Genomic DNA, 19,714 nt, shown 5'->3' with positions numbered 1-19,714 from the left:
ACCCCCAGTCTGCCAACGATCCGTGCAGAGTGGTGGATGATCCATCACAAGATTCCGAAGATCGCTTGTGTGTGGCGTACAGATCCCACGAATTCGGTCAGCGCGGGGTGCGTCTGAGCGGCGGTCGCCGACGAACCTGATCCGCGGCACCGATGGATCCGAGGATGAGTGCCGTCTGAAGGATCAGGGCCTCGCGAGGACCGGTGGCATCCCAGCCGATCACCTCGCTGACGCGCTTGAGGCGATAGCGCACCGTGTTCGGATGCACGAACAGCTCGCGTGCCGTCGCCTCGAGGGAGCGGCCGTTGTCGAGATAGCTCCACAGCGTGGTCACGAGATCTGTGGAGTGCGCCTGGAGGGGGCGGTAGATGCGCTCGATGAGCGTCTGCTTGGCGAGCGGGTCGCCCGCGAGAGCGCGCTCGGGCAGCAGGTCGTCGGCCTCGACGGGGCGGGGCGCGCTGCGCCAGGCGCGAGCGACGGCGAATCCCGCGAGAGCGGCGCGTGCGCTCTGGCTCGCGTCGACGAGCGCTGCGACAGCAGGGCCCAGCACCACATAGCCGGGGCCGAACGAGGGCTCGAGCCGCGCGGCGATCTCGGTGAAGCCGAGCTCGTCATCGTCTTCTTCGTCTTCCTGGCCCTCGGCACGTGCGCGGCCGATCACCAGGACGAGTCGGGATCCCTGCACACCGATCAGCACGTCGACGGACAGCTTGCGCGCCGTGCGGCGCACCAGGTCGACATCGAACTGCGGGGGAGTCGTACCCACCAGTACCGCCACCTCGCCGTGGCCGTGCCAGCCGAGTGCTGCGATGCGACTAGGGAGTTCTTCGTCTGCTTCGCCGGTGAGGATGGAGTCGACCACGAGGGCTTCGAGACGTGCATCCCACAGGCCGCGAGCCTCCGCCGCGCGGGCGTACACGTCGGCGGCGGCGAAGGCGACGTCGCGCGAGTAGAGCAGGATCGCCTCGCGGAGATCCTCGCCACGACCGGCCACGCGCTCTTCCGTCACCTCGACCGTGACACGGATGAGTTGGAGGGTCTGCTGCAGGCTGACGCTGCGCAGGAGCTCGCGCGGAGCCGCAGCGAAGATGTCTGCGGCGATCCAGGGCGTCGAGGTCGGATCCTCGTACCACTGGATGAACGAGGTGATGCCGGCCTGAGCCACCAGCCCGACCGCAGAGCGGCGGGCTGGTGGCATGTCGGCGTACCACGGGAGGGTGTCCTCGAGGCGCTTGATCGTCACCGAGGCGATGTCACCGGAGATCCGGCGCAGCCAGGTGAGCGTGGCGGACTTGTCCATGCCGCGCGAAGAGGACTCTGTCACCGATGGCTCAGCTTTCGCCGCCCGCGTTGCCGCTGGTGCCGGCGTTCACGTCGTGCAGGCTGTACTTCTGGATGGCCTGCGCGGCGAGGGAACGGTCGACGACCCCGTCCTCGGCGAGCGACTGCAGCGTGCGGACGACGATCGACGGTCCGTCGATCTTGAAGAAGCGGCGGGCAGCCGCACGCGTGTCGGAGAATCCGAAGCCGTCGGCACCCAGCGTCGCGAAACGCTGCGGGACCCAGGGACGGATCTGGTCCTGCACCGCGTGCATGAAGTCGCTGACCGCGACGACCGGGCCCTCGGCGCCCTGCAGCTTCTGCGTGAGGTACGCGGTGCGGGGCTCTTCCTCCGGGTGCAGGAAGTTGTGCTCGTCGGCGGCGAGCCCGTCGCGGCGCAGCTCGGTCCAGGACGTGACCGACCAGACGTCGGCGATCACGCCCCAGTCGTTCTTCAGCAGCTGCTGCGCCTCGAGGGCCCAGGGGAGTCCGACACCCGAGGCGAACAGCTGGGCACGGGGACCATCGCCCTCGCCGACCGAGACGCGGTGGATGCCGCGCACGATGCCGTCGACGTCGACGTTCTCCGGCTCGGCCGGCATCACCATCGGCTCGTTGTAGAGCGTGATGTAGTACATGACGTTCGGGTCTTCGTGGTTTCCGCCGTACATGCGCTCGAGACCGGAGCGCATGATGTGAGCGATCTCGTAGCCGTATGCCGGGTCGTACGAGATCGTCGCGGGGTTCGTCGCGGCGAGCAGGTGCGAGTGGCCGTCTGCGTGCTGCAGGCCCTCACCCGTCAGGGTGGTGCGACCCGCCGTCGCGCCCATGATGAACCCTCGGGCCATCTGGTCACCGGCGGCCCACTGGGCGTCGCCGGTGCGCTGGAACCCGAACATCGAGTAGAAGAGGTAGATCGGGATCAGCGGCTCGCCGTGCGTGGCGTAGGACGTACCCGCCGCGGTGAACGCCGCGAGGGCGCCCGCCTCGTTGATGCCGACGTGCACGATCTGACCCTGCGGGCTCTCCTTGTAGGCGAGGAGGAGCTCACGGTCGACCGACGTGTAGTGCTGGCCGTTGGGGTTGTAGATCTTCGCCGACGGGAAGTACGCGTCCATTCCGAACGTCCGAGCCTCGTCGGGGATGATCGGGACGATGCGGTGCCCGAAGTCCTTCGAACGCAGCAGGTCCTTCAGCAGACGGACGAACGCCATGGTCGTGGCGATCTCCTGCGTGCCGGAGCCCTTCTTGGGCAGCGCGTACGCGGTGTCATCGGGAAGCGAGAGTCCGACGTGCGTGGAACGGCGCTCCGGCAGGTAGCCGCCGAGAGCCTGGCGGCGCTCGAGCATGTACTGGATCGTCTCGTCCTGGGGACCCGGGTTGTAGTACGGGGGCAGGTACGGGTTCTCCTCGAGCTGCGCATCCGTGATCGGGATGTGCATGGCGTCGCGGAACGTCTTGAGGTTGTCCAGCGTCATCTTCTTCATCTGGTGGGTCGCGTTGCGGCCCTCGAAGTGCGGACCGAGGCCGTAGCCCTTGACGGTCTTCGCGAGGATGACGGTGGGCTTGCCCTTGTGCTCGGTCGCGGCCTTGAACGCGGCGTAGACCTTGCGGTAGTCGTGGCCACCGCGCTTGAGGTTCCAGATGTCGTCGTCGGAATAGTCCTTGACGAGGGCTGCGGTGCGCTCGTCGCGGCCGAAGAAGTGCTCACGGACATACGCGCCGGACTCGGCCTTGTACGTCTGGTAGTCGCCGTCGGGCGTGACATTCATGAGGTTGAGCAGCGCGCCCTCGGTGTCGCGGGCGAGCAGGTCGTCCCACTCGCGACCCCAGACGACCTTGATGACGTTCCAGCCCGCACCGCGGAAGAACGACTCGAGCTCCTGGACGATCTTGCCGTTGCCACGCACCGGGCCGTCGAGGCGCTGCAGGTTGCAGTTGACGATGAACGTGAGGTTGTCGAGGCCCTCGTTGGCTGCGACCTGCAGCTGACCGCGGCTCTCGACCTCGTCCATCTCGCCGTCGCCGAGGAACGCCCAGACGTGCGACTGGGACGTGTCCTTGATGCCGCGGTTCTCGAGGTACTTGTTCGACATCGCCTGGTAGATGGCGTTGATCGGGCCGAGACCCATCGAGACCGTCGGGAACTGCCAGTACTCCGGCATCAGACGGGGGTGCGGGTACGACGGGATGCCGTGCGGCGCGTGCGACTTCTCCTGACGGAAGCCGTCGAGCTGGTCTTCGCTCAGGCGCCCTTCGAGGAAGGAGCGCGCATAGGTTCCGGGGGAGGCGTGACCCTGGATGAAGATCTGGTCTGCTCCGCCGGGGTTGTCGGCACCCTTGAAGAAGTGGTTGAAGCCGACCTCGTACAGAGCTGCCGACGACGCGTAGGTCGAGATGTGTCCGCCGACGCCGATGCCGGGGCGCTGCGCGCGGTGCACCGTGATGGCCGCGTTCCAGCGGATCCAGGCGCGGTAGCGGCGCTCGATCTCTTCGTCGCCGGGGAACTCGGGCTCGTTCTCGGCGGCGATCGTGTTGATGTAGTCGGTGGTCGGGACCATCGGCACGCCCAGGTGCAGCTCCTTCGAGCGCTTGAGCAGGCTGAGCATGATCTCGCGGCCACGACCGTGGCCCTTCGCCTCGACGAGCTCGTCGAGCGACTGCTGCCACTCGCCCGTCTCATCCGGATCGCTGTCGAGCGGGCCCTGGGAATACGGATCCTGGTCGTGCACAGTCACGGGGGAGCCTTTCGTCAAGCTGGCAGGTCATGCCAATGAAACGGGAAGCGACGCGGGCAGCCTTGTCGGCTGTGCACAGCGCGTGCCGCCCTCAGCCTATCCCCCTTCCACGACATGCTCGCGCACTGCGACACCGATACACTGGGTGAACCAGGGCCTTTAGCTCAGCTGGTAGAGCGCCACGTTTACACCGTGGATGTCGTCGGTTCGATCCCGGCAGGGCCCACTTCACGAAGACCTCGCCCTGTCTCGAGGGTCACGTCTGCGGCCGGATGAGCTCCTCGAGGATCTCGATGACATGGCGGTATGGCTTGCCGGTCGCCCGCGTCATGCCGATCTCGCCGTCATCGCCGCTTAGCGTGAAGAGCTGCTCGAGGCACTCGGCGCCGGCGACGCCGAGCTCGCCGCCGCCGTTCTGGCGGACCACCTGGCATCGGGGGGCAGCGGCTCGTCGACGCGATCACACCCGGGGACCGAGAGTAATCACAGCGGAGGATCAGCCCACGCGGAGCACGGTGAACCCTGCGGCATCGAGGGAGCCGAGGACGAGGCGCTGTCGCAGAGAGCGATCGCGGGTGCCGGCCGAGAGCGGCGATACCGCCACGGAGATCTGGAAGAGGATCTCGGAGGCAAGGAGTCGTTGCAGCTTCGCGGGGGCGATCCGAGCTCGACCACTGCGGATGACGGCGATCCGCAGAGCATCCGCGGCCACCGCCCCGGAAGCCGATCGGAGCAGCGTGTTGATCTTCAGCAGCGACGAACGGCCGTCGCCCTCGATCGCGAGGATGACGACCCGAGCGGGCTCCGTCGCGGTCGCGAAGGTCTGCAGCAGCACGCCGTCGTCACGTGCGCTCTCCCGCAGATCGTGCACGAGATCGTGGGCATCGCCGTCGATCACGACGGGGGTCGAATCGAGCCTGTCGACGATCTGAGCGTCGCGGGCCGCCTGTCGTCGCCAGGTGCCTCGAGGTCGCGTGCCCATGTCCCGATCATCGCAGACCACGGGTCAGGAGTGACGGTCAGTCGCGTCGCATGGATCTACAGCCCCCACCGCAGGCGATGGAGCCCGCCGATGACGAGTGTCTGAACGCCGTCGGAGCGCACGGCGGTCAGCAGCGTGCGACCGCACCCCCGGCAGAGGAGGATCATGCCAGCGTCGTCCACCTCGGCGACGGCGTTCGCCAGCGGGCCCTCGTGCTCGCAGTGCGCACACGCCGCTCGTGCGCCCGTCATGTCGCGACCGAAGATGTCGAGCAGGATCCCTCCTGCGGCGTTTCCGTCGACGCGTTCGTGATGGCCGGGGTGATGTGCGCGCATCAGGCACCTCCGAAGCGCTCGGTACGGATTCGATCGGGGGAGTGACCAGCCGTGACGAGCAGGTCGGCGACCGCTTCGACGAAGCCTGTCGGTCCGCACACGTAGACCGACGGGTTCTCTGAGGCCGGGATCGTGGATGCCGCGATCGTCGCGGCGTCGACCCTGCCGGCGGGGCGGGCGGAGCCGGCAGGAGACGAGCGCGTGTACGCCCAGTCGAGAGCGAAGGTCCCGCCGGAGAGTGCGTTCAGCTCGTCGGCGTAGAACGCGTCGTCCGGGGTGCGCACGGAATACAGCATCCGCATCGGCGCTCCGCTTGCGGCGAGAGCGTGCACGCGTGCCATCGCGAGCAGCGGTACCACGCCGGACCCGCCGGCGATGAGCTGAACGGACTCCTGCCGTTCGGGGGTCCACACGAAATACGCGCCGATGGGTCCGCGGACCTCGAGCTCGTCGCCCGGACGCACATCTTCGACGAGGTAGGGGGAGACCTCGCCGTCCGGCACCTCGTCGACGGCGAGCTCGAGCAGGGGTGCGTCGCCGGATGAGGCCAGCGAATACGAGCGCACGGCCTGATAGCCGTCTTCAGCCGTGAGGCGCACGTCGACGTGCTGTCCCGCGAGGTTCCCGGGCCACCCGTCGACGGCGAGACGAAGCACTCGACCGTGAGGCGTGGACTGTCGCACCTCAGCGACACGGGCGACCAGCCACGGTGACGCGGTCGTCACCAGTACCGCTCCTCTTTCCAGGGGTCGCCGTACATGTTGTAGCCGTTCTGCTCCCAGAACCCCGGTTCGTCGTTCTCGAGGAGATCGAGGCCATGGACCCATTTGGCCGACTTCCAGAAGTACAGATGCGGAACGAGAAGACGCGCGGGCCCGCCGTGCTCGGCTCCGAGTGGTTCGCCCTCGAACTCGAAAGCGATCCATGCCCTGCCGTTCGTCAGATCGGCGCGCGGGACGTTGGTCGTGTATCCGCCGTATGAGAAGACGCGGGTGAAGTCGCCGTCACCGGCATCCGCGAGCAGATGGTCCAGCGAGACGCCGCGCCACTGTGTGCCGAGCTTGGACCAGCGAGTCACGCAGTGGATGTCGGTGGTGATCGTGTCGACCGGGAGCGCATGCAGCTCCTCCCACGACCACGTCCGCCGGATCCCGTCGAGCCCGACCACCGCGAACTCCCAGGTATCGGTCGTGACCCGAGGTGTGGGGCCGGCGGAGAGGACGGGGAAGTCCTCGGTGAGGTACTGGCCCGGCGGAAGCCGGTCGTCGGACTCTCTGCGGCGTGCGCCGAACCCGCGGGAGATCACTGCCATCGTCGTCCTCTTTCGTCGGTCCGCACTGCTCATTCCGCCGACCGAGGATCCCGTCGATGATCGTCCTGTGCAGTGACGCGTCGAGTCTAGTGAGCAGAGGATGCCGCGCACGAGAGGCGAATCTGACGATGGTCGTCTGCCGCTGCAGTCCTGTGGTGCGCCATCGACGCGACAAACAGTCTCAATTTTCTACTTGTATATGCGTAAATCCTGCTATGTTCCTGATAAACCAGTTGAACAAGCCACGGAGTCACATTGCCGCGTCATTCTGATGTTTTCGCTGATTCCAACTCGGGTCAGGCTGTCGCTCCGACAGCGGAACAACTCGCACGCGAGAACATGCCGCTCGCCACCTTCCTGGCGGTCGAGAAGGCGCGCTCGGCGACGCACGTCGATCTCGACGATCTGCTCTCGGCGGCACGGATGGGACTCGCCCGAGCCGCGATGTCGTACGACGCCTCTCGCGGCATTCCCTTCGGTGCGTTCGCGAGCAGCCAGATCAACTGGGCGATGCTCTCGGAGATGCGTCGTGCAGACCCCGCGGGAGAACGCAGCCGAGACAAGATCGAGCGCCTCCGTGTCGCAGCCGAGGCCGTACTCGCGCGGACCGGCCGCATCGCGACGACCGCAGAGCTGGCGCGGGAGTCCGGACTCGACATCGACGCGGTCGTGGAGATGCAGAAGCTCGACGAGATGGTGCGCACGGCGACCAGCTTCGAGGAGTATTTCGACGTGGAGACCGGGCGTCAGGCGGCAGACCTCACCGACAGTGTGATCCTGCCCGAGCACGCTGTCGAACAGTCGGAACTGCGCACGATGCTCGCACGGGTCATCGACGCGCTTCCCGAGGCTATGCGCCAGGTGGTGCGCGGCATCTACCTCGACGATCGCATGGTGAAGGACATCGCGGAGGAGCTCGCGGTCAGCCATGCCTACGTCTCAAAGCTGCGCTCGAAGGGACTCACGCTGATGCGCGAGGCCATGCAGGCGTGGGAGGACGGCACGACCGGAGACCGCTCGACGAAGGCCCGGTCCGACTTCTTCGAGACGCTGTTCGGCGCCGCCGCCCCGGCGGAGCAAGCCCCGGTTGCGCGCGTGCTCGCCGCCGTCTGAGAATTCTCCCCGCCCGCGGTTACGGGCGATCCGCGCGTCGCGAATGTGGAGAGTGCAGGCCCACGGATGGGCCGGCATTCGGTCCCATCACCACGGAGGATAAACATGGGTCTTCAGATCGCAACCAACGTCGGCGCGCTCAACGCGTACCGCAACCTGTCCGTCAACCAGAACGACGTCTCGAAGTCGCTCGAGAAGCTCTCGAGCGGTCTGCGCATCAACCGCGCTGCCGATGACGCCGCCGGCCTCGCCATCTCCGAGGGCCTGCGCTCGCAGGTCAACGGCCTGAACGTCGCAGCCCGCAACGCTCAGGACGGCATCTCGGTCATCCAGACCGCAGAAGGCGCGCTCACCGAGGTGCACTCGATCCTGCAGCGTGTGCGTGACCTGGCGGTGCAGGCCGGTAACGACTCGAACAACGCCGATTCGCGCGCCGCGATCACGACCGAGGTCACCCAGCTGACCGACGAACTGGTCCGCATCGCCGACTCGACGAACTTCAACGGCATCGACCTGCTCAAGGGAGGCGCCGCTCTGAGCTTCCAGGTCGGAGCCAACGGAGACGCGTCGTCGCAGATCGCGGTCGACCGCGGTGACCTGAAGGCCGCTCTGGCCTCGATCACCGACATCACCTACGGTGCTGCCGGAGCCGCGTCCACGCATGCCGTCACTGCGGCCTTCTCGTTCGACTCGGCCACGGAGGCGGCCGCGGCCGTCACCGCGATCGACACCGCGATCACCGCGATCTCGTCGCAGCGTGCGGACCTCGGTGCGGCGCAGAACCGCTTCGAGTCGACGATCAACTCGCTGCAGGTCTCGGCGGAGAACCTGGGTGCGGCCAAGAGCCGCATCGCCGACACCGACATGGCGGCCGAGATGGTCAAGTACACCGCCTCGAACATCCTGGCTCAGGCCGGTACCGCCATGCTCGCGCAGGCGAACCAGTCGGGTCAGGGCGTCCTGCAGCTGCTCCGTTGAGTCGCTGCGCCTGAGGCGCACCAGGCGCCCGGGCGGACTCACCTCCGCCCGGGCGCCTTCCTGTAGGACACCTTGACCGCATCGCACGGAAGACGACCGGGATGAAACTCGACGGACTCGTATCAGGGCTCAAGACGGAAGAGCTCATCAAGGCGCTGATGGACGTGTCGGCGATCCCGAAGACGCTGATCACCAACAAGATCGCCGACCGCAACACGATCATCAACAACCTGCAGTCACTCAACACGACGCTGCAGGACCTCGTCACCAAGGCCAAGACCGCGGCGGCACCGACCTCACCCGCCTCGTTCACCGCGTCGTCCTCGTCGGAGAGCGTGACGGTGACGGCAGGATCCACGGCCAGCGCGTTCTCGACCGGCATCGTCGTCGACGCCGTCGCCACCGCGCACTCCGTCGTGACCGCCGCAGCCGGATCGTCGGCCTGGGGCGGCACCTTCACCGTGGTGGGAACCGATGGCGAGCCCGTCGAGATCACGCCGACCGGGACCGGGCCTCGGGATCTCGCGAAGGCGATCAACAATGCCAAGGCCGGTGTCATGGCGACGGTGGTCCCCGCCGGGACGGATGCCGACGGCAAGCCCCTCTCGCGCATCCAGCTGACCTCCATCGAGACGGGCGAGGCCGGCGAGTTCACCATCCACCGAGGATCCGCGGCTGACGTCACCGCAGGCACGTCCGTCGACATGGGGTCCGAGTCCGGCGCCGCCCTCCTCACCCAGGGTGCTGACGCTCGAGTGCGCCTCTTCGCGGGCACCGCGGCAGAGCAGGCGCTGACGAGTGCGAGCAACACCATCAGCGTGGGCGAAGGCATCGACGTCACGGTGTCGAAGCCGAGCGCAGACCCCGTCATGGTGACGGTCACCCGCGACGAGAAGAAGCAGACGTCCACCGCCGAGGCCTTCATCAAGGAGATCGCGTCGCTGCTGACCCGGATCGACAACGGCTCGAAGGCGACGGTCGGCGATGTGGGAGAGTCGACCACCCTCGGTGTCTTCACCGGCGACAGCACCGTCCGCAACCTCCGCACAGCGCTCGCGAACGCCGTGCAGCATCCGGTGAACGGAATCTCGCCGTCGACGATCGGGATCACGATCAGCGACAAGGGGGTGCTCTCGTTCGACGCCGAGAAGTTCGCGGCGGCCGTGGCCGCTGACCCCGAGGCGACCCAGGAGCTCTTCTCGGGAGTGGCGAGCAGACTCGAAGGCGTCGCCACGCAGTACTCCGACAAGTACGACGGGCTGCTGACCGCCCGGATCACCGGGCAGGAGTCCGAGGTCAAGACCCTCAAGACGCAGGTCGAGCGGTGGGACATCCGGCTCGAGCAGCGCCAGGCGACGCTCGAGCGCACGTACGCGCAGCTCGAGGTGCAGCTCTCGAAGCTGCAGTCGCAGTCCACCTGGCTCACGGGCCAGCTCGCCGCGATGACCCCCAGCTCGTCGTCGTCCTGACCGGACGCGCCGATCTCGCATCCGCATTGGAGTCGAAAATCATGCCCATCACCTCGCTCGACCGTGCCAAGCAGCAGTATCTCGAGCAGCAGGTCGCATCCGCCTCGCCCGAGCGTCTGCTGATCCTCCTGTACGACCGCCTGCTGGTCGACGTCGACCGCGCGCGCGTCGCGCAGGACGCGGGCGACTGGATCGCCGCCGGCACCCACCTCACGCACGCGCAGTGGATCGTCGCCGAGCTGAACGGCTCGCTCACCGATGTCTGGGACGGATCTGATGACCTGCGCGGTGTCTACACGTACCTGACCGGTCGCCTCATCACCGCCAACATCGATCGTGACGCGGCGATCACCGCGGAATGCCGCGACATCATCGCACCGCTCCGAGACGCCTGGCACGAAGCCGCCGCCTCGATGACCGGCTCTGCGCACGGCATCGCCACGGCATCGGCCTGACCGCTCGTGCCCGACAACCTCACGGCATGGCTGGCAGTGCTCGACCAGTTCGAGCGTGCCCTCGACGCCGCCGACGAGCAGCTGGAGCCGACGGAGTTCGACAGGCCGGCAGGCCCCATCCCCGAGCACCTTCGTGAACGAGCCGAGGCCGTGCTCGCGCGCCAGCAGCTCATGATCGGCGGCCTCGTCGCGTCGCGTGCCCACGTCGCGCGCGAGATCGCCGCGCTGCGTCGCGTTCCGACCGCGAGCCCCGGCGACACTCCCGCCTACCTCGACGTCGAAGGGTGAGCCGACGGGGTTACGCCGCGCACGCTCTGTCGCGATAGTCCCACCTGAGCACGGATAGCTCGACGATTGGCCAGGGATCGGCTTCTCCACCAACCTCCGGAGTGCCCCGTGCTCGAATCGGTCACCTCTTCCGCGCTGATCAGCGCGCTCGACGGCTTGGCGCTGCGCCAGCGCTCGATCGCCGAGAACATCGCCAACGTCAACACCCCCGGTTACCAGGCCAAGCGGGTGCAGTTCGAAGACGAGCTCCGCTCCGCCGTCTCCTCGGGGTCGGGATCTGTGACCCCCACGGTCGAACGGTCGCTCGAGCCGACGCGGATCAACGGAAACAACGTGAACCTCGACACCGAGACGCTGTCGAACATCGATACGGTGCTGCGGTTCCAGTTCGCGAGCCAGGCGATCGGCGGTCAGTCCGCGTCGATCACCAAAGCGATCGGCCAGGCCTCCGCATGACCTTCGACGCCATCGGCATCGCCGGCTCCGGTCTCACCGCGCACCGGAAGTGGCTCGATGCGCTCAGCGACAACATCGCCAATGTGAACACGGCCACACCTGCGGGCGAAGAGGCGTTCCGCGAGAAGCTCGTCACCGTGCAGGCCGGCACCGATAGCCCGGGTGTGTTCGTCGCCGGCGTCGTCGAATCCGAGGCGGAGGCGAAGCGCGTCCACGACCCCGAACACCCCTACGCCGATGCCGAGGGGTACGTGCAATACCCGAACATCGAACTCGGCGACCAGATGAGCATGCTCATCGTCGCGCAGCGCGGCTATGAGGCGAACGCCGCCGTCGTCGACCGTGCCAAGACGACCTACGAGGCAGCGCTGCAGATCGGACGCAACTGATGAGCACTCCCATCGAGGGGATCTCGGCCGCAGGCGTCAGCCCGCTCTCCGCATTGAGCTTCGAGGGTGATGTCGACGCGCCGGCCACGACCGGTGGCGGCGCTTTCGCCACCTCGATGACCGGAGCCGTCGAGAATCTCCAGCAGCTGCAGGCGTCGTCGAACGAACTCGCCGTGCAGGCGGTCACCGGCGATCTGCAGGACATCCACCAGGCGATGATCGCGTCCTCGCGCGCCTCCGTGACACTCGACCTGGTCGTCGCCGTGCGCGACCGCAGCGTGTCCGCCTTCAACGAGATCATGAGGATGCAGGCCTAAGCCATGCCGAAAATGCTCACGGGGTACTTCGACCGCGCCAAGCAGGTCGTCTCAGGCTTCTCCCTCGCCCAGCGGACGATCGCGATCATCGGGGTGGCACTGCTCGTCATGGGCGCCATCGCACTCGGATCGTGGCTCGCGCGACCGCAGATGAGTCCGCTCTTCACCGGGCTCAGCGCCGGAGACGCCTCCGCCGTGGTCGACCAGCTGAAGACCGCCGGCGTCTCGTACGAGCTCGCCGAGGGCGGCGCGACGATCCTGGTCCCGGACGATCAGGTCTACGCCCAGCGACTCGCCGCGGCATCCGCCGGTCTCCCCGGCGACTCGAGCGAGGGATACACGCTGCTCGACAAGATGGGCGTGACCGCGAGCGAGTTCCAGCAGTCCGTGACCTACAAGCGCGCCATCGAAGGGGAGCTCGCGAGCACGATCGGTTCGATGGACGGCATCACCGCGGCATCCGTGCAGCTCGCCATTCCCGAGGAGAGCGTCTTCGTGTCGGAGCGGCAGAGCCCGACGGCATCCGTCTTCGTCAAGACCCGCAACGGCTCGACGCTCGGCGACGAGAAGATCGCGGCGATCGTGCATCTCACGAGCGCGGCGGTGCCGGGAATGACCCCGGAGGACGTCGCCGTCACGGATCAGAACGGCGCTGTGCTCTCCGCCGTGGGCGCGGGGCTCACCGGCACTTCGTCGAAGCAGGCGACCGAGCACGAGGCGAAGGTCGCGGCATCCGTGAGTTCCATGCTCGAGACGATCGTCGGTCCCGGCAACGCGACCGTGACGGTCTCGGCCGACGTCGCGAACTCGACGTCCGAGCGCATGGATGAGACCTACTCGGCTCCCGAGGGCGCCCTCAGCGCGTCGGAGCAGACCAAGACGGAGACCTACACCGGCGGTCAGGCCGGGGGCACCGGCGTGCTCGGCCCCGACAACATCGCCGTGCCCAACGGCGCCGCGGGTGACGGCGCCTACGAGTTCGAGGAGACCTCGCGCGACAACGCCGTGAACAAGTCGACCGAGAAGACCGTCACGCCGGCGGGAGAGGTCACCCGGCAGACCGTGAGCATCGCGCTCAACCGCGGAGCGGTCACCGGTGTCACCGCCGCCCAGGTCGAGACTCTCGTCGCGTCGGCCGCCGGGATCGACCTGGAACGGGGCGACGCGATCGCCGTCGAGTTCGTCGAGTTCAGCGAGACGGGTGCGACGGCGGCTCAGACCGCCTTGCAGGCCGCCGAGGCCGAGCAGGCGGCTCAGATGCAGCAGGAGCTGCTGCGGTCGGCGATCATCGGCGGATCGATCCTTCTCGCGGTGATCATCCTCGTGGTGTTCCTCGCGGTGCGCCGGAAGCTGAAGCGACGGGTGATGTACACCGACGAGGGCCCGATCGAGTACTTCGCGACGGTGACCGAGAGCGAAGAGCAGAAGCTGAAGTCGCTGAGGGGGCTGAAGGACGGGGATGCGATCCCGCTGCCTGCTCCGACACGCCCGCTGTCGTCGGCAGACGTCGACCTCGATGAGGAGCGCGAGCCCGACCAGATGCTCGTCGAGCGCCGTCGCCGCGAGATCGACGACCTGGCGAAGCGCGAGCCCGAAGCGATCGCCGGCGCTCTCGCGAGCCTGATGGATGAGGCGAGGGTATGAGCGCGCTGACCGAGCTGCTCGACGCGCAGGCCGACACGATCGAGGTGTCCACGGCCTCGACCGCATCGTCGGCCGAGGCACCCGCGCAGGAGATGAGCGGTCTGCGCAAGGCCGCCATCGTGCTGATGAACATGGACCGTGCTGCAGGAGCCGAGGTGCTGCGTCATCTCGGTGAGGAGCGCTCCGAGATGCTGGCCGCCGAGCTCACGCAGCTCGGTGGTGTCGACGTGGCATCCACCGCCCGTGCGCTCGGAGAGTTCCGTCGCATCGCGACCGGTGGCTCGGTGCCGTCGCGCGGCGGGCAGGAACTCGCGACCGGCCTTCTCGAGACCGCCTTCGGGCGTGAGAAGGCGGTCGGAATGGTCGGCCGGGTGATGTCGCAGGGCTCGGTGTCGTTCGACTTCCTCAACGCCGCGGATCCCGCGCAGCTGGCCACGATCCTCGAGGGCGAGCTGCCGACGACCGTCGCCGTCGTGCTGGCGAACCTGCGCGCAGACCGCGCCGCCGCGGTGCTCGCCGCGCTGCAGGATCCGCTGCGCACCGACGTCGCCCAGGCCATCGCGACGATGGGCACCGCGACGCAGGAAGCGATCTCGATCGTCGCCGACTCGCTGCGCTCGCGCACCGGGGTGTTCGCGATGCGCGACAACCACGAGTCGATCGGGGGAGTGCAGCCGCTCGTCGAGATCATCAATCGCTCGGACACCGCACTCGAGAAGTCGCTGCTGGCCTCTCTCGAGGGGCGCGACCTGGCACTGGCGGAAGACATCCGGAGCCGCATGGTGACGTTCGCCGACTTCGCGCGTCTCGAAGATCGCGATGCGCAGCGCGTTCTGCGCGGCATCGATCTGCGGATGCTCGCGCTCGCCATGAAAGGCGCCGATGAGCAGATCGTCGAGAAGGTGCGCACCAACATGACCGAGCGCAACCAGGAGAACCTGACGGAGGAGACCAGGGTCCTCGGCCCGGTTCGCATGCGTCAGGTCGACGAGGCGCGCTCGGAGATCGTGCGGATCATCCGCGAGCTCGAGGCGTCCGAGGAGATCACGATCTCCCGCGAGGACGAGGACGAGCTCATCGAGTGATCCCTGTGCCGCGGCGGGACGCGGGGATGGTTACGCCATCGCCGCAGTGTCGCGATAGTGCCGGGGGAGCACGGATCGCTCGCCCTTCGGGCCACGGACAGGCCAGACCTTCGACTCCCGGGGTGCCTACCGTGCTCGATTCCGCCTTCACGCCGCTGGTGGTGCCGCGTGTGGGCGAGCCTCCCGTGGACCTCCGTGGGGAGACCGATCAGGCGCGAGCGCGCGGCTATGCCGACGGTTATGCGGAGGGCCTCCGGCGGGCACGTGTCGAGGCGGTGCGGCAGGCCGACATCGCGGAGCATCGTCAGCGTGAACTCGCCGAGACCTACCTGCATCAGCGGGGGTCGGCGCTGCAGGCCCTCGACACAGCGCGTGCGGCGCTCGACACCCGCGCCGATATTCTGCGAGCGCTCGATGCTGAGGGGCTCGAGCGGCTCGCCCTCGAGCTCGCGACGATGGTCCTCGGCACGGAGCTGTCGGATCCGGCGCGTGCCGCCGCGCACGCCGTGCGCAGGGCCGTCGCCGAGATTCCCGTGGAGCGATGGACGCGGGTGGTCCTGAGCGAGCAGGATGCCCGGACGGTTCACGACGACGACGACCTCAGCGAGGTCGTCTCCGGCGTCGAGGTGATCGGATCATCGTCGGTGGATGCCGGCGGGGCACTCGTCGAGATCGAAGACGGCGCGGTCGACACCCGCATCCGCGAGGCATTGCGGCGCGTGCACGCGGCCCTCGAGGGTGAGACCGATCAGGGCGAGGAGATCGTCCGGTGACGACGAGCACCTGGTCGAGCGCCCTCAGAGCCGCGCGGCCCGAGCACACCGGCGTCGTGCAGGCGGTCCGTGGACTCGGCGTCGAGGTACGCGGAGTCACGGGCGCGGTCGGCGACCGCGTGCGCATCGACACGACGAGCGGACGCGCCGTCGATGCCGAGATCGTCGCCATCGACGGGGCATCCGCACGCTGCATGCCGCTCAGCCGGCTCGACGGCATCACGGCGCGCGCGCGGGTTCGGCACGCGGGAGCGCCGCTGCAGGTGCCGACCGGCCGCGGGCTGCTCGGACGGGTGCTCGACGGTCTGGGGCGACCGATCGACGGTCTGGGTCCGCTGCCGCGCACCGCACCTCTCGTGCCCCTCGATCATGATGCGCCGAGCGTCATCACTCGGCGACGGATCGATCGTCAGCTCGGACTCGGCGTGCGCGTTCTCGACACCATGACGCCCGTCGGCTCCGGTCAGCGCCTCGGCCTCTTCGCCGGCTCGGGCGTCGGCAAGTCGTCGCTCATGTCGATGATCGCGCGGGGGTCATCGGCCGATGTCACGGTGATAGCCCTCGTGGGCGAGCGTGGCCGCGAGGTGCGAGAGTTCCTCGAAGACGACCTCGGGCCTGAGGGCCTCGCGCGCTCGGTCGTCGTGGTCGCGACCTCCGACCAGCCCGCCATGGCGCGCCTGCGCTCGGCCTTCGTCGCGACCCGCATCGCGGAGCAGTTCCGCGACGACGGTCTCGACGTCGTGCTGATGATGGACTCGCTCACCCGCGTCGCCATGGCGCAGCGCGAGATCGGGCTCAGCGCCGGCGAGCCGCCGGCGACCCGCGGCTATCCGCCGTCGACGTTCTCGGTTCTGGCGCGACTTCTCGAGCGCGCCGGCACCGGCGAGACCGGTTCGATCACGGGTCTGTACACGGTGCTCGTCGACGGCGACGACCACAATGAGCCGATCGCCGATGCGGCGCGCGGCATCCTCGACGGCCACGTGGTGCTCGATCGGGCACTCGCGATCCGGGGACACTTCCCCGCGGTCGATGTCCTCGGATCCGTATCGCGTGTGGTCTCGAAGATCACGACACCGGACCAACGGCAGCAGGCGGTGACGCTGCGCAGTGTGCTGGCGGCGCGTCGCAGCGCGAACGATCTCATCGACATCGGCGCCTACCGACAGGGCGCCAACCCACTCGTCGATGCCGCGCTCGAGCACGAACCCGAGATCGCGCGCTTCCTCACCCAGCCGATGGACGATCTGAGCACCGTGGGCGATTCGTGGCAGCGGCTCACTGCCCTCACCAGCGAGTTCGGAGGACTCACCTCATGACCTTCCCCCTGGCAGGGCTGCTGCGCGTGCGCGGAGCCCAGGAACGTGTCGCCGCCGAGCGCCTCTCCCGCGCGACCGCTGAGCGCGCTCGAACCGAGGCCGCCGCGCAGGATGTCCGGACCAGCCTCGCCGATCTCGGCGCGCAGGCGGGTGATGCGCAGACGCTGCTAGCGATGGCGGCCGCGAGGGCCGCGGGGCGCAGCGCGCTGAGCGATCTGCAGGCGCTCACCGAGCTGCATCGCACCGCGGAGGATGAGGCGAAGGACGCGCATGTCGAGGCGCGGCGGGAGTTGAAGGGACTGGAGAGGCTCGAGAACACCCACCGCGTCGAGGAGGTGCGGGCAGACCTGGCTGCAGAGCAGACCGCGCTCGATGAGATCGCCGTCGCACGCGCGGTGCGCGGCGCGGGGAGCGCGGCATGACCGGGCTCGACGGGGTGATCGCACGCGTCGGCGAGATCGAGAGCCGCATCGTGGCACTCGATCCTGCCGCTCGTGCCACCACCGCCGCAACGGCGGAGGCCACTGAGTCGAGTGCGGAGACGGCGTCGACCGCGACGACGTTCGCGGGGCTGCTGGAGGCGGCGAAGACGGCGGTCTCCGGGCAGTCGGATACGGCCTCTTCCGGCGCTACGGAGCAGTCCGCTGCGTCGCCGGCGCAGACTCCCGCGAACGATACGGAGCTGGTCAGCGCCCTGCAGACCCTGTTCGCAGCGAGCAGCGGATCGACCACCGGAGCCTCGTCTCTTCAGCAGTACGCCGGGCTGATCGGATGAGGGCCGTGAGCATGCTGAGTCCGCTGCCGGGAGCGTCTTCCGCTGCGGGTGAGCGCAACGGTCGCACGGCGGGGGACGGGGAGATGTCGTCCTTCGAGGCGGCGATGGGTGAGGCGCGCGGGGTCACGCTCGGCGACGGCTCGGGTTCTTCTGCGGAAACGGATGCGGATGCGAAGGCGCACAACGATCCTGTGCCGGCCTGCAGTCCCGTGGAATCGACGACGCCGGAGTCGGCCGAGATCGCAGCCGTCGCCGCGTTGCTCGGTGGCGGTGGCGGAGTCGCATCGGCCGATGGCGAGCGGGCGGCGCAGACGGCAGCGGCACGATCGATCGCCCTGGCCGAACCCGCACGAGCACCGGAGGCGATGCCGGCGGCGGCGCCTGGTGGAGCGGCTGATGCGGGGGAAGGGGCGAACGCACCGGTACCGCCCGGACCCTCGGCGTCCGTGTCCGCGACCGCGTCGACCCACGCCGACGCGCTCGCACGATCGGCTGCGGCCGTCGAGGCGCCGCCGTCTCTGCCCTCACCACGGAGCGCGCCGTCCGGTCTGGACCGCATCTCTGCGCCGGCCGATCTCGACGGCATCTCTCCTCCTGTGGGTGTGGAACGCATCTCCGCGCGAGTGGACGCGACGGCCTCGATCGCGTCGGTGCAGGGCGTCGATCACGCCGCGGCCGATCCGGCTGTCGCCGAACCGGTGCAGGGGCGCGAGCCGGCAACGACGAGTGCGAGTGCGGGGGCAGCGTCGCTGACGACGGCCTCCCTTCCACGGGCGGACGCCGCGAACCCTGATCGGCCCGACATCGGCGCGGTCGGACCTACTGCCGACACGATGGACGGGGGAGCGGCCGTGCCGGTCGACGGCGACACGGCGGACAGCCGCGTCCCGGTCACGCCGGTGCAGGCGTCCGGACCCGGATCGGCGACACCGACCTCGATTCCCGGTCAGGCGACGGCTCCCGTCGCACCGGCGGTCGCGCCGGTGAGTGCTCCTCCCGTCACCCCGGATGCGCCCCGAACCGTCGCCGCCCAGGTCGCCCCCGCAGTGCTCAGCATCGCGCAGCGGCCGACAGGCACACATCAGCTCACGATGACGGTGAATCCCGACTCCCTCGGTCCCGTCACCGTCCGCGCGCAGATCGGGCAGGCCGGCGATGTGCAGGTGGAGCTGATCGGCGGCACGGATGCCGGACGCGACGCTCTGCGATCGATCGTCGCCGATCTGCGACGTGACCTCGCCGCGGTGGCCCCGCACGCCACTCTCTCGGTGAGCACCGCGTCCACCGCGGACGCGAGCGCCGGGCGTGGAAGTCAGCCGGGTGCCGATGGTGCGTCGAGCGACCAGGGATCCTCCCGCGATGGCACCCCCGAGCAGAGCGGACGGCGATCCACCGCCGACCGCGGCGACGACCTCGCCCACATCATCCGCATCTCCACCAGCACCCGCGCCGGCGTCGGCGAGGGCCTCGACATCTTCGCCTGAGAGGACCCCTTCCATGACCGTCGACGCCGTGAGCGCACCCACGTCGATCCACACCACCGGATCGACTGACCCCGCTGCCCGCAAGCAGACCCTCGACGGGGAGGTGTTCCTGAAACTCCTCGTCACGCAGCTCACCCACCAGGATCCGTCGAATCCGATGGACACCAACGAGATGATCTCGCAGACCACCCAGCTCGCCATGATGGAGCAGCTCACCACCCTCACCGAGAACGGCACCGAGGCGTTCGCGCTGAACATGCGCCAGGCCGCGACGGCCCTCATCGGCCAGGAGGCGAGCTACAAGGACGCGGACGGCAAGACCGTGACCGGCATCGTGACCAAGGTGTCGTTCGACGGGCCCGTGCCGCAGGTGACGATCGGCGACACGAGCGTGTCCCTCGACGCGATCACCGGCATCGCCACGCAGAGCACTGCACCGCAGACCCCCGCGGCTCCGCAGACCCCCGAAGACTCCCCGACCC

Annotated in this window: 23 protein-coding genes and 1 tRNA gene; 17 read left to right on the top strand and 7 right to left on the bottom strand. The window is 68.5% G+C overall.

Annotated features, from left to right (window positions below):
* Positions 1 to 97: 97 nt before the first annotated feature.
* Positions 98 to 1,300, bottom strand: coding sequence for a PucR family transcriptional regulator (locus IXW21_RS05345; RefSeq protein WP_194763495.1), 1,203 nt, complete (start codon positions 1,298 to 1,300; stop codon positions 98 to 100).
* A gap of 31 nt (positions 1,301 to 1,331) precedes the next feature.
* The gene (gene aceE, locus IXW21_RS05340; protein ID WP_194763239.1) at positions 1,332 to 4,058 is read right to left on the bottom strand and encodes a pyruvate dehydrogenase (acetyl-transferring), homodimeric type; all 2,727 of its coding nucleotides are present in this window, start codon (positions 4,056 to 4,058) and stop codon (positions 1,332 to 1,334) included.
* A 153-nt stretch (positions 4,059 to 4,211) separates the two neighbouring features.
* Between aceE and IXW21_RS05335 the strand changes: the two genes are divergently transcribed.
* Positions 4,212 to 4,284, top strand: a tRNA-Val gene (locus tag IXW21_RS05335).
* A gap of 30 nt (positions 4,285 to 4,314) precedes the next feature.
* Here IXW21_RS05335 and IXW21_RS05330 read toward each other — a convergent pair.
* The 5 genes from IXW21_RS05330 to IXW21_RS05310 all read right to left on the bottom strand — a co-directional run bounded on the left by IXW21_RS05330 (position 4,315) and on the right by IXW21_RS05310 (position 6,687).
* On the bottom strand, positions 4,315 to 4,485 hold the full coding sequence (locus tag IXW21_RS05330; RefSeq protein WP_194763238.1) for a hypothetical protein: 171 nt from the start codon (positions 4,483 to 4,485) through the stop codon (positions 4,315 to 4,317).
* Between the two features lie 69 nt (positions 4,486 to 4,554).
* Entirely contained in the window at positions 4,555 to 5,040 is a 486-nt protein-coding gene (locus tag IXW21_RS05325) for a hypothetical protein (RefSeq protein ID WP_194763237.1), read from the bottom strand.
* A 56-nt stretch (positions 5,041 to 5,096) separates the two neighbouring features.
* Positions 5,097 to 5,375 carry a DUF6510 family protein gene (locus IXW21_RS05320; protein ID WP_194763236.1) on the bottom strand — a complete coding sequence of 93 codons (279 nt, stop codon included), beginning with the start codon at positions 5,373 to 5,375 and terminating at the stop codon, positions 5,097 to 5,099.
* On the bottom strand, positions 5,375 to 6,100 hold the full coding sequence (locus tag IXW21_RS05315; RefSeq protein ID WP_194763235.1) for a ferredoxin reductase: 726 nt from the start codon (positions 6,098 to 6,100) through the stop codon (positions 5,375 to 5,377). Before IXW21_RS05315 ends, IXW21_RS05320 begins: the two co-directional genes overlap by 1 nt.
* A complete protein-coding gene (locus IXW21_RS05310) occupies positions 6,097 to 6,687 on the bottom strand; it encodes a sulfite oxidase-like oxidoreductase (RefSeq protein WP_194763234.1) in 591 nt (196 codons plus the stop codon). The genes IXW21_RS05315 and IXW21_RS05310 overlap by 4 nt, the downstream gene beginning before the upstream one ends.
* 255 nt (positions 6,688 to 6,942) lie before the next feature.
* Here IXW21_RS05310 and IXW21_RS05305 point away from each other — a divergent pair, with 255 nt between their 5' ends.
* The 16 genes from IXW21_RS05305 to IXW21_RS05230 all read left to right on the top strand — a co-directional run.
* Entirely contained in the window at positions 6,943 to 7,800 is an 858-nt protein-coding gene (locus IXW21_RS05305; protein ID WP_228528206.1) for a sigma-70 family RNA polymerase sigma factor, read from the top strand.
* A gap of 105 nt (positions 7,801 to 7,905) precedes the next feature.
* Positions 7,906 to 8,778, top strand: coding sequence for a flagellin (locus IXW21_RS05300; protein ID WP_194763232.1), 873 nt, complete (start codon positions 7,906 to 7,908; stop codon positions 8,776 to 8,778).
* A 101-nt stretch (positions 8,779 to 8,879) separates the two neighbouring features.
* Positions 8,880 to 10,247 carry a flagellar filament capping protein FliD gene (fliD, locus tag IXW21_RS05295; RefSeq protein WP_194763231.1) on the top strand — a complete coding sequence of 456 codons (1,368 nt, stop codon included), beginning with the start codon at positions 8,880 to 8,882 and terminating at the stop codon, positions 10,245 to 10,247.
* Between the two features lie 41 nt (positions 10,248 to 10,288).
* Positions 10,289 to 10,702, top strand: a complete 414-nt coding sequence (gene fliS / locus IXW21_RS05290; RefSeq protein ID WP_228528205.1) for a flagellar export chaperone FliS — start codon at positions 10,289 to 10,291, stop codon at positions 10,700 to 10,702.
* Between the two features lie 6 nt (positions 10,703 to 10,708).
* Positions 10,709 to 10,990 carry a hypothetical protein gene (locus tag IXW21_RS05285; RefSeq protein ID WP_194763230.1) on the top strand — a complete coding sequence of 94 codons (282 nt, stop codon included), beginning with the start codon at positions 10,709 to 10,711 and terminating at the stop codon, positions 10,988 to 10,990.
* A 108-nt stretch (positions 10,991 to 11,098) separates the two neighbouring features.
* Positions 11,099 to 11,446: a flagellar basal body rod protein FlgB gene (locus IXW21_RS05280; protein WP_194763229.1), complete on the top strand. Its 348-nt coding sequence runs from the start codon at positions 11,099 to 11,101 to the stop codon at positions 11,444 to 11,446.
* Positions 11,443 to 11,835, top strand: a complete 393-nt coding sequence (gene flgC, locus IXW21_RS05275; protein WP_194763228.1) for a flagellar basal body rod protein FlgC — start codon at positions 11,443 to 11,445, stop codon at positions 11,833 to 11,835. Before IXW21_RS05280 ends, flgC begins: the two co-directional genes overlap by 4 nt.
* Positions 11,835 to 12,152: a flagellar hook-basal body complex protein FliE gene (fliE, locus tag IXW21_RS05270; RefSeq protein WP_194763227.1), complete on the top strand. Its 318-nt coding sequence runs from the start codon at positions 11,835 to 11,837 to the stop codon at positions 12,150 to 12,152. The genes flgC and fliE overlap by 1 nt, the downstream gene beginning before the upstream one ends.
* 3 nt (positions 12,153 to 12,155) lie before the next feature.
* A complete protein-coding gene (fliF, locus tag IXW21_RS05265; protein WP_194763226.1) occupies positions 12,156 to 13,796 on the top strand; it encodes a flagellar basal-body MS-ring/collar protein FliF in 1,641 nt (546 codons plus the stop codon).
* Entirely contained in the window at positions 13,793 to 14,881 is a 1,089-nt protein-coding gene (fliG, locus tag IXW21_RS05260) for a flagellar motor switch protein FliG (RefSeq protein ID WP_228528204.1), read from the top strand. The genes fliF and fliG overlap by 4 nt, the downstream gene beginning before the upstream one ends.
* Positions 14,882 to 15,003: 122 nt before the next feature.
* Positions 15,004 to 15,654: a FliH/SctL family protein gene (locus IXW21_RS05255; RefSeq protein WP_194763225.1), complete on the top strand. Its 651-nt coding sequence runs from the start codon at positions 15,004 to 15,006 to the stop codon at positions 15,652 to 15,654.
* A complete protein-coding gene (locus IXW21_RS05250; RefSeq protein ID WP_194763224.1) occupies positions 15,651 to 16,973 on the top strand; it encodes a FliI/YscN family ATPase in 1,323 nt (440 codons plus the stop codon). Before IXW21_RS05255 ends, IXW21_RS05250 begins: the two co-directional genes overlap by 4 nt.
* Positions 16,970 to 17,395 carry a flagellar FliJ family protein gene (locus IXW21_RS05245; protein WP_194763223.1) on the top strand — a complete coding sequence of 142 codons (426 nt, stop codon included), beginning with the start codon at positions 16,970 to 16,972 and terminating at the stop codon, positions 17,393 to 17,395. Before IXW21_RS05250 ends, IXW21_RS05245 begins: the two co-directional genes overlap by 4 nt.
* A complete protein-coding gene (locus IXW21_RS05240) occupies positions 17,392 to 17,748 on the top strand; it encodes a hypothetical protein (protein WP_194763222.1) in 357 nt (118 codons plus the stop codon). The genes IXW21_RS05245 and IXW21_RS05240 overlap by 4 nt, the downstream gene beginning before the upstream one ends.
* A 5-nt stretch (positions 17,749 to 17,753) precedes the next feature.
* Complete coding sequence (locus IXW21_RS05235) at positions 17,754 to 19,232, top strand: flagellar hook-length control protein FliK (RefSeq protein ID WP_194763221.1); 1,479 nt, start codon at positions 17,754 to 17,756, stop codon at positions 19,230 to 19,232.
* Between the two features lie 13 nt (positions 19,233 to 19,245).
* A partial coding sequence (locus IXW21_RS05230; RefSeq protein ID WP_194763220.1) for a flagellar hook capping FlgD N-terminal domain-containing protein occupies positions 19,246 to 19,714 on the top strand: 469 nt, incomplete at its 3' end.

The organism is Microbacterium sp. UFMG61 (assembly GCF_015354505.1).
Classification (GTDB): Bacteria; Actinomycetota; Actinomycetes; order Actinomycetales; family Microbacteriaceae; genus Microbacterium.
The sequence above is the reverse complement of the archived record's forward strand: the minus strand, read 5'-3'. Positions and strand labels throughout refer to the sequence as shown.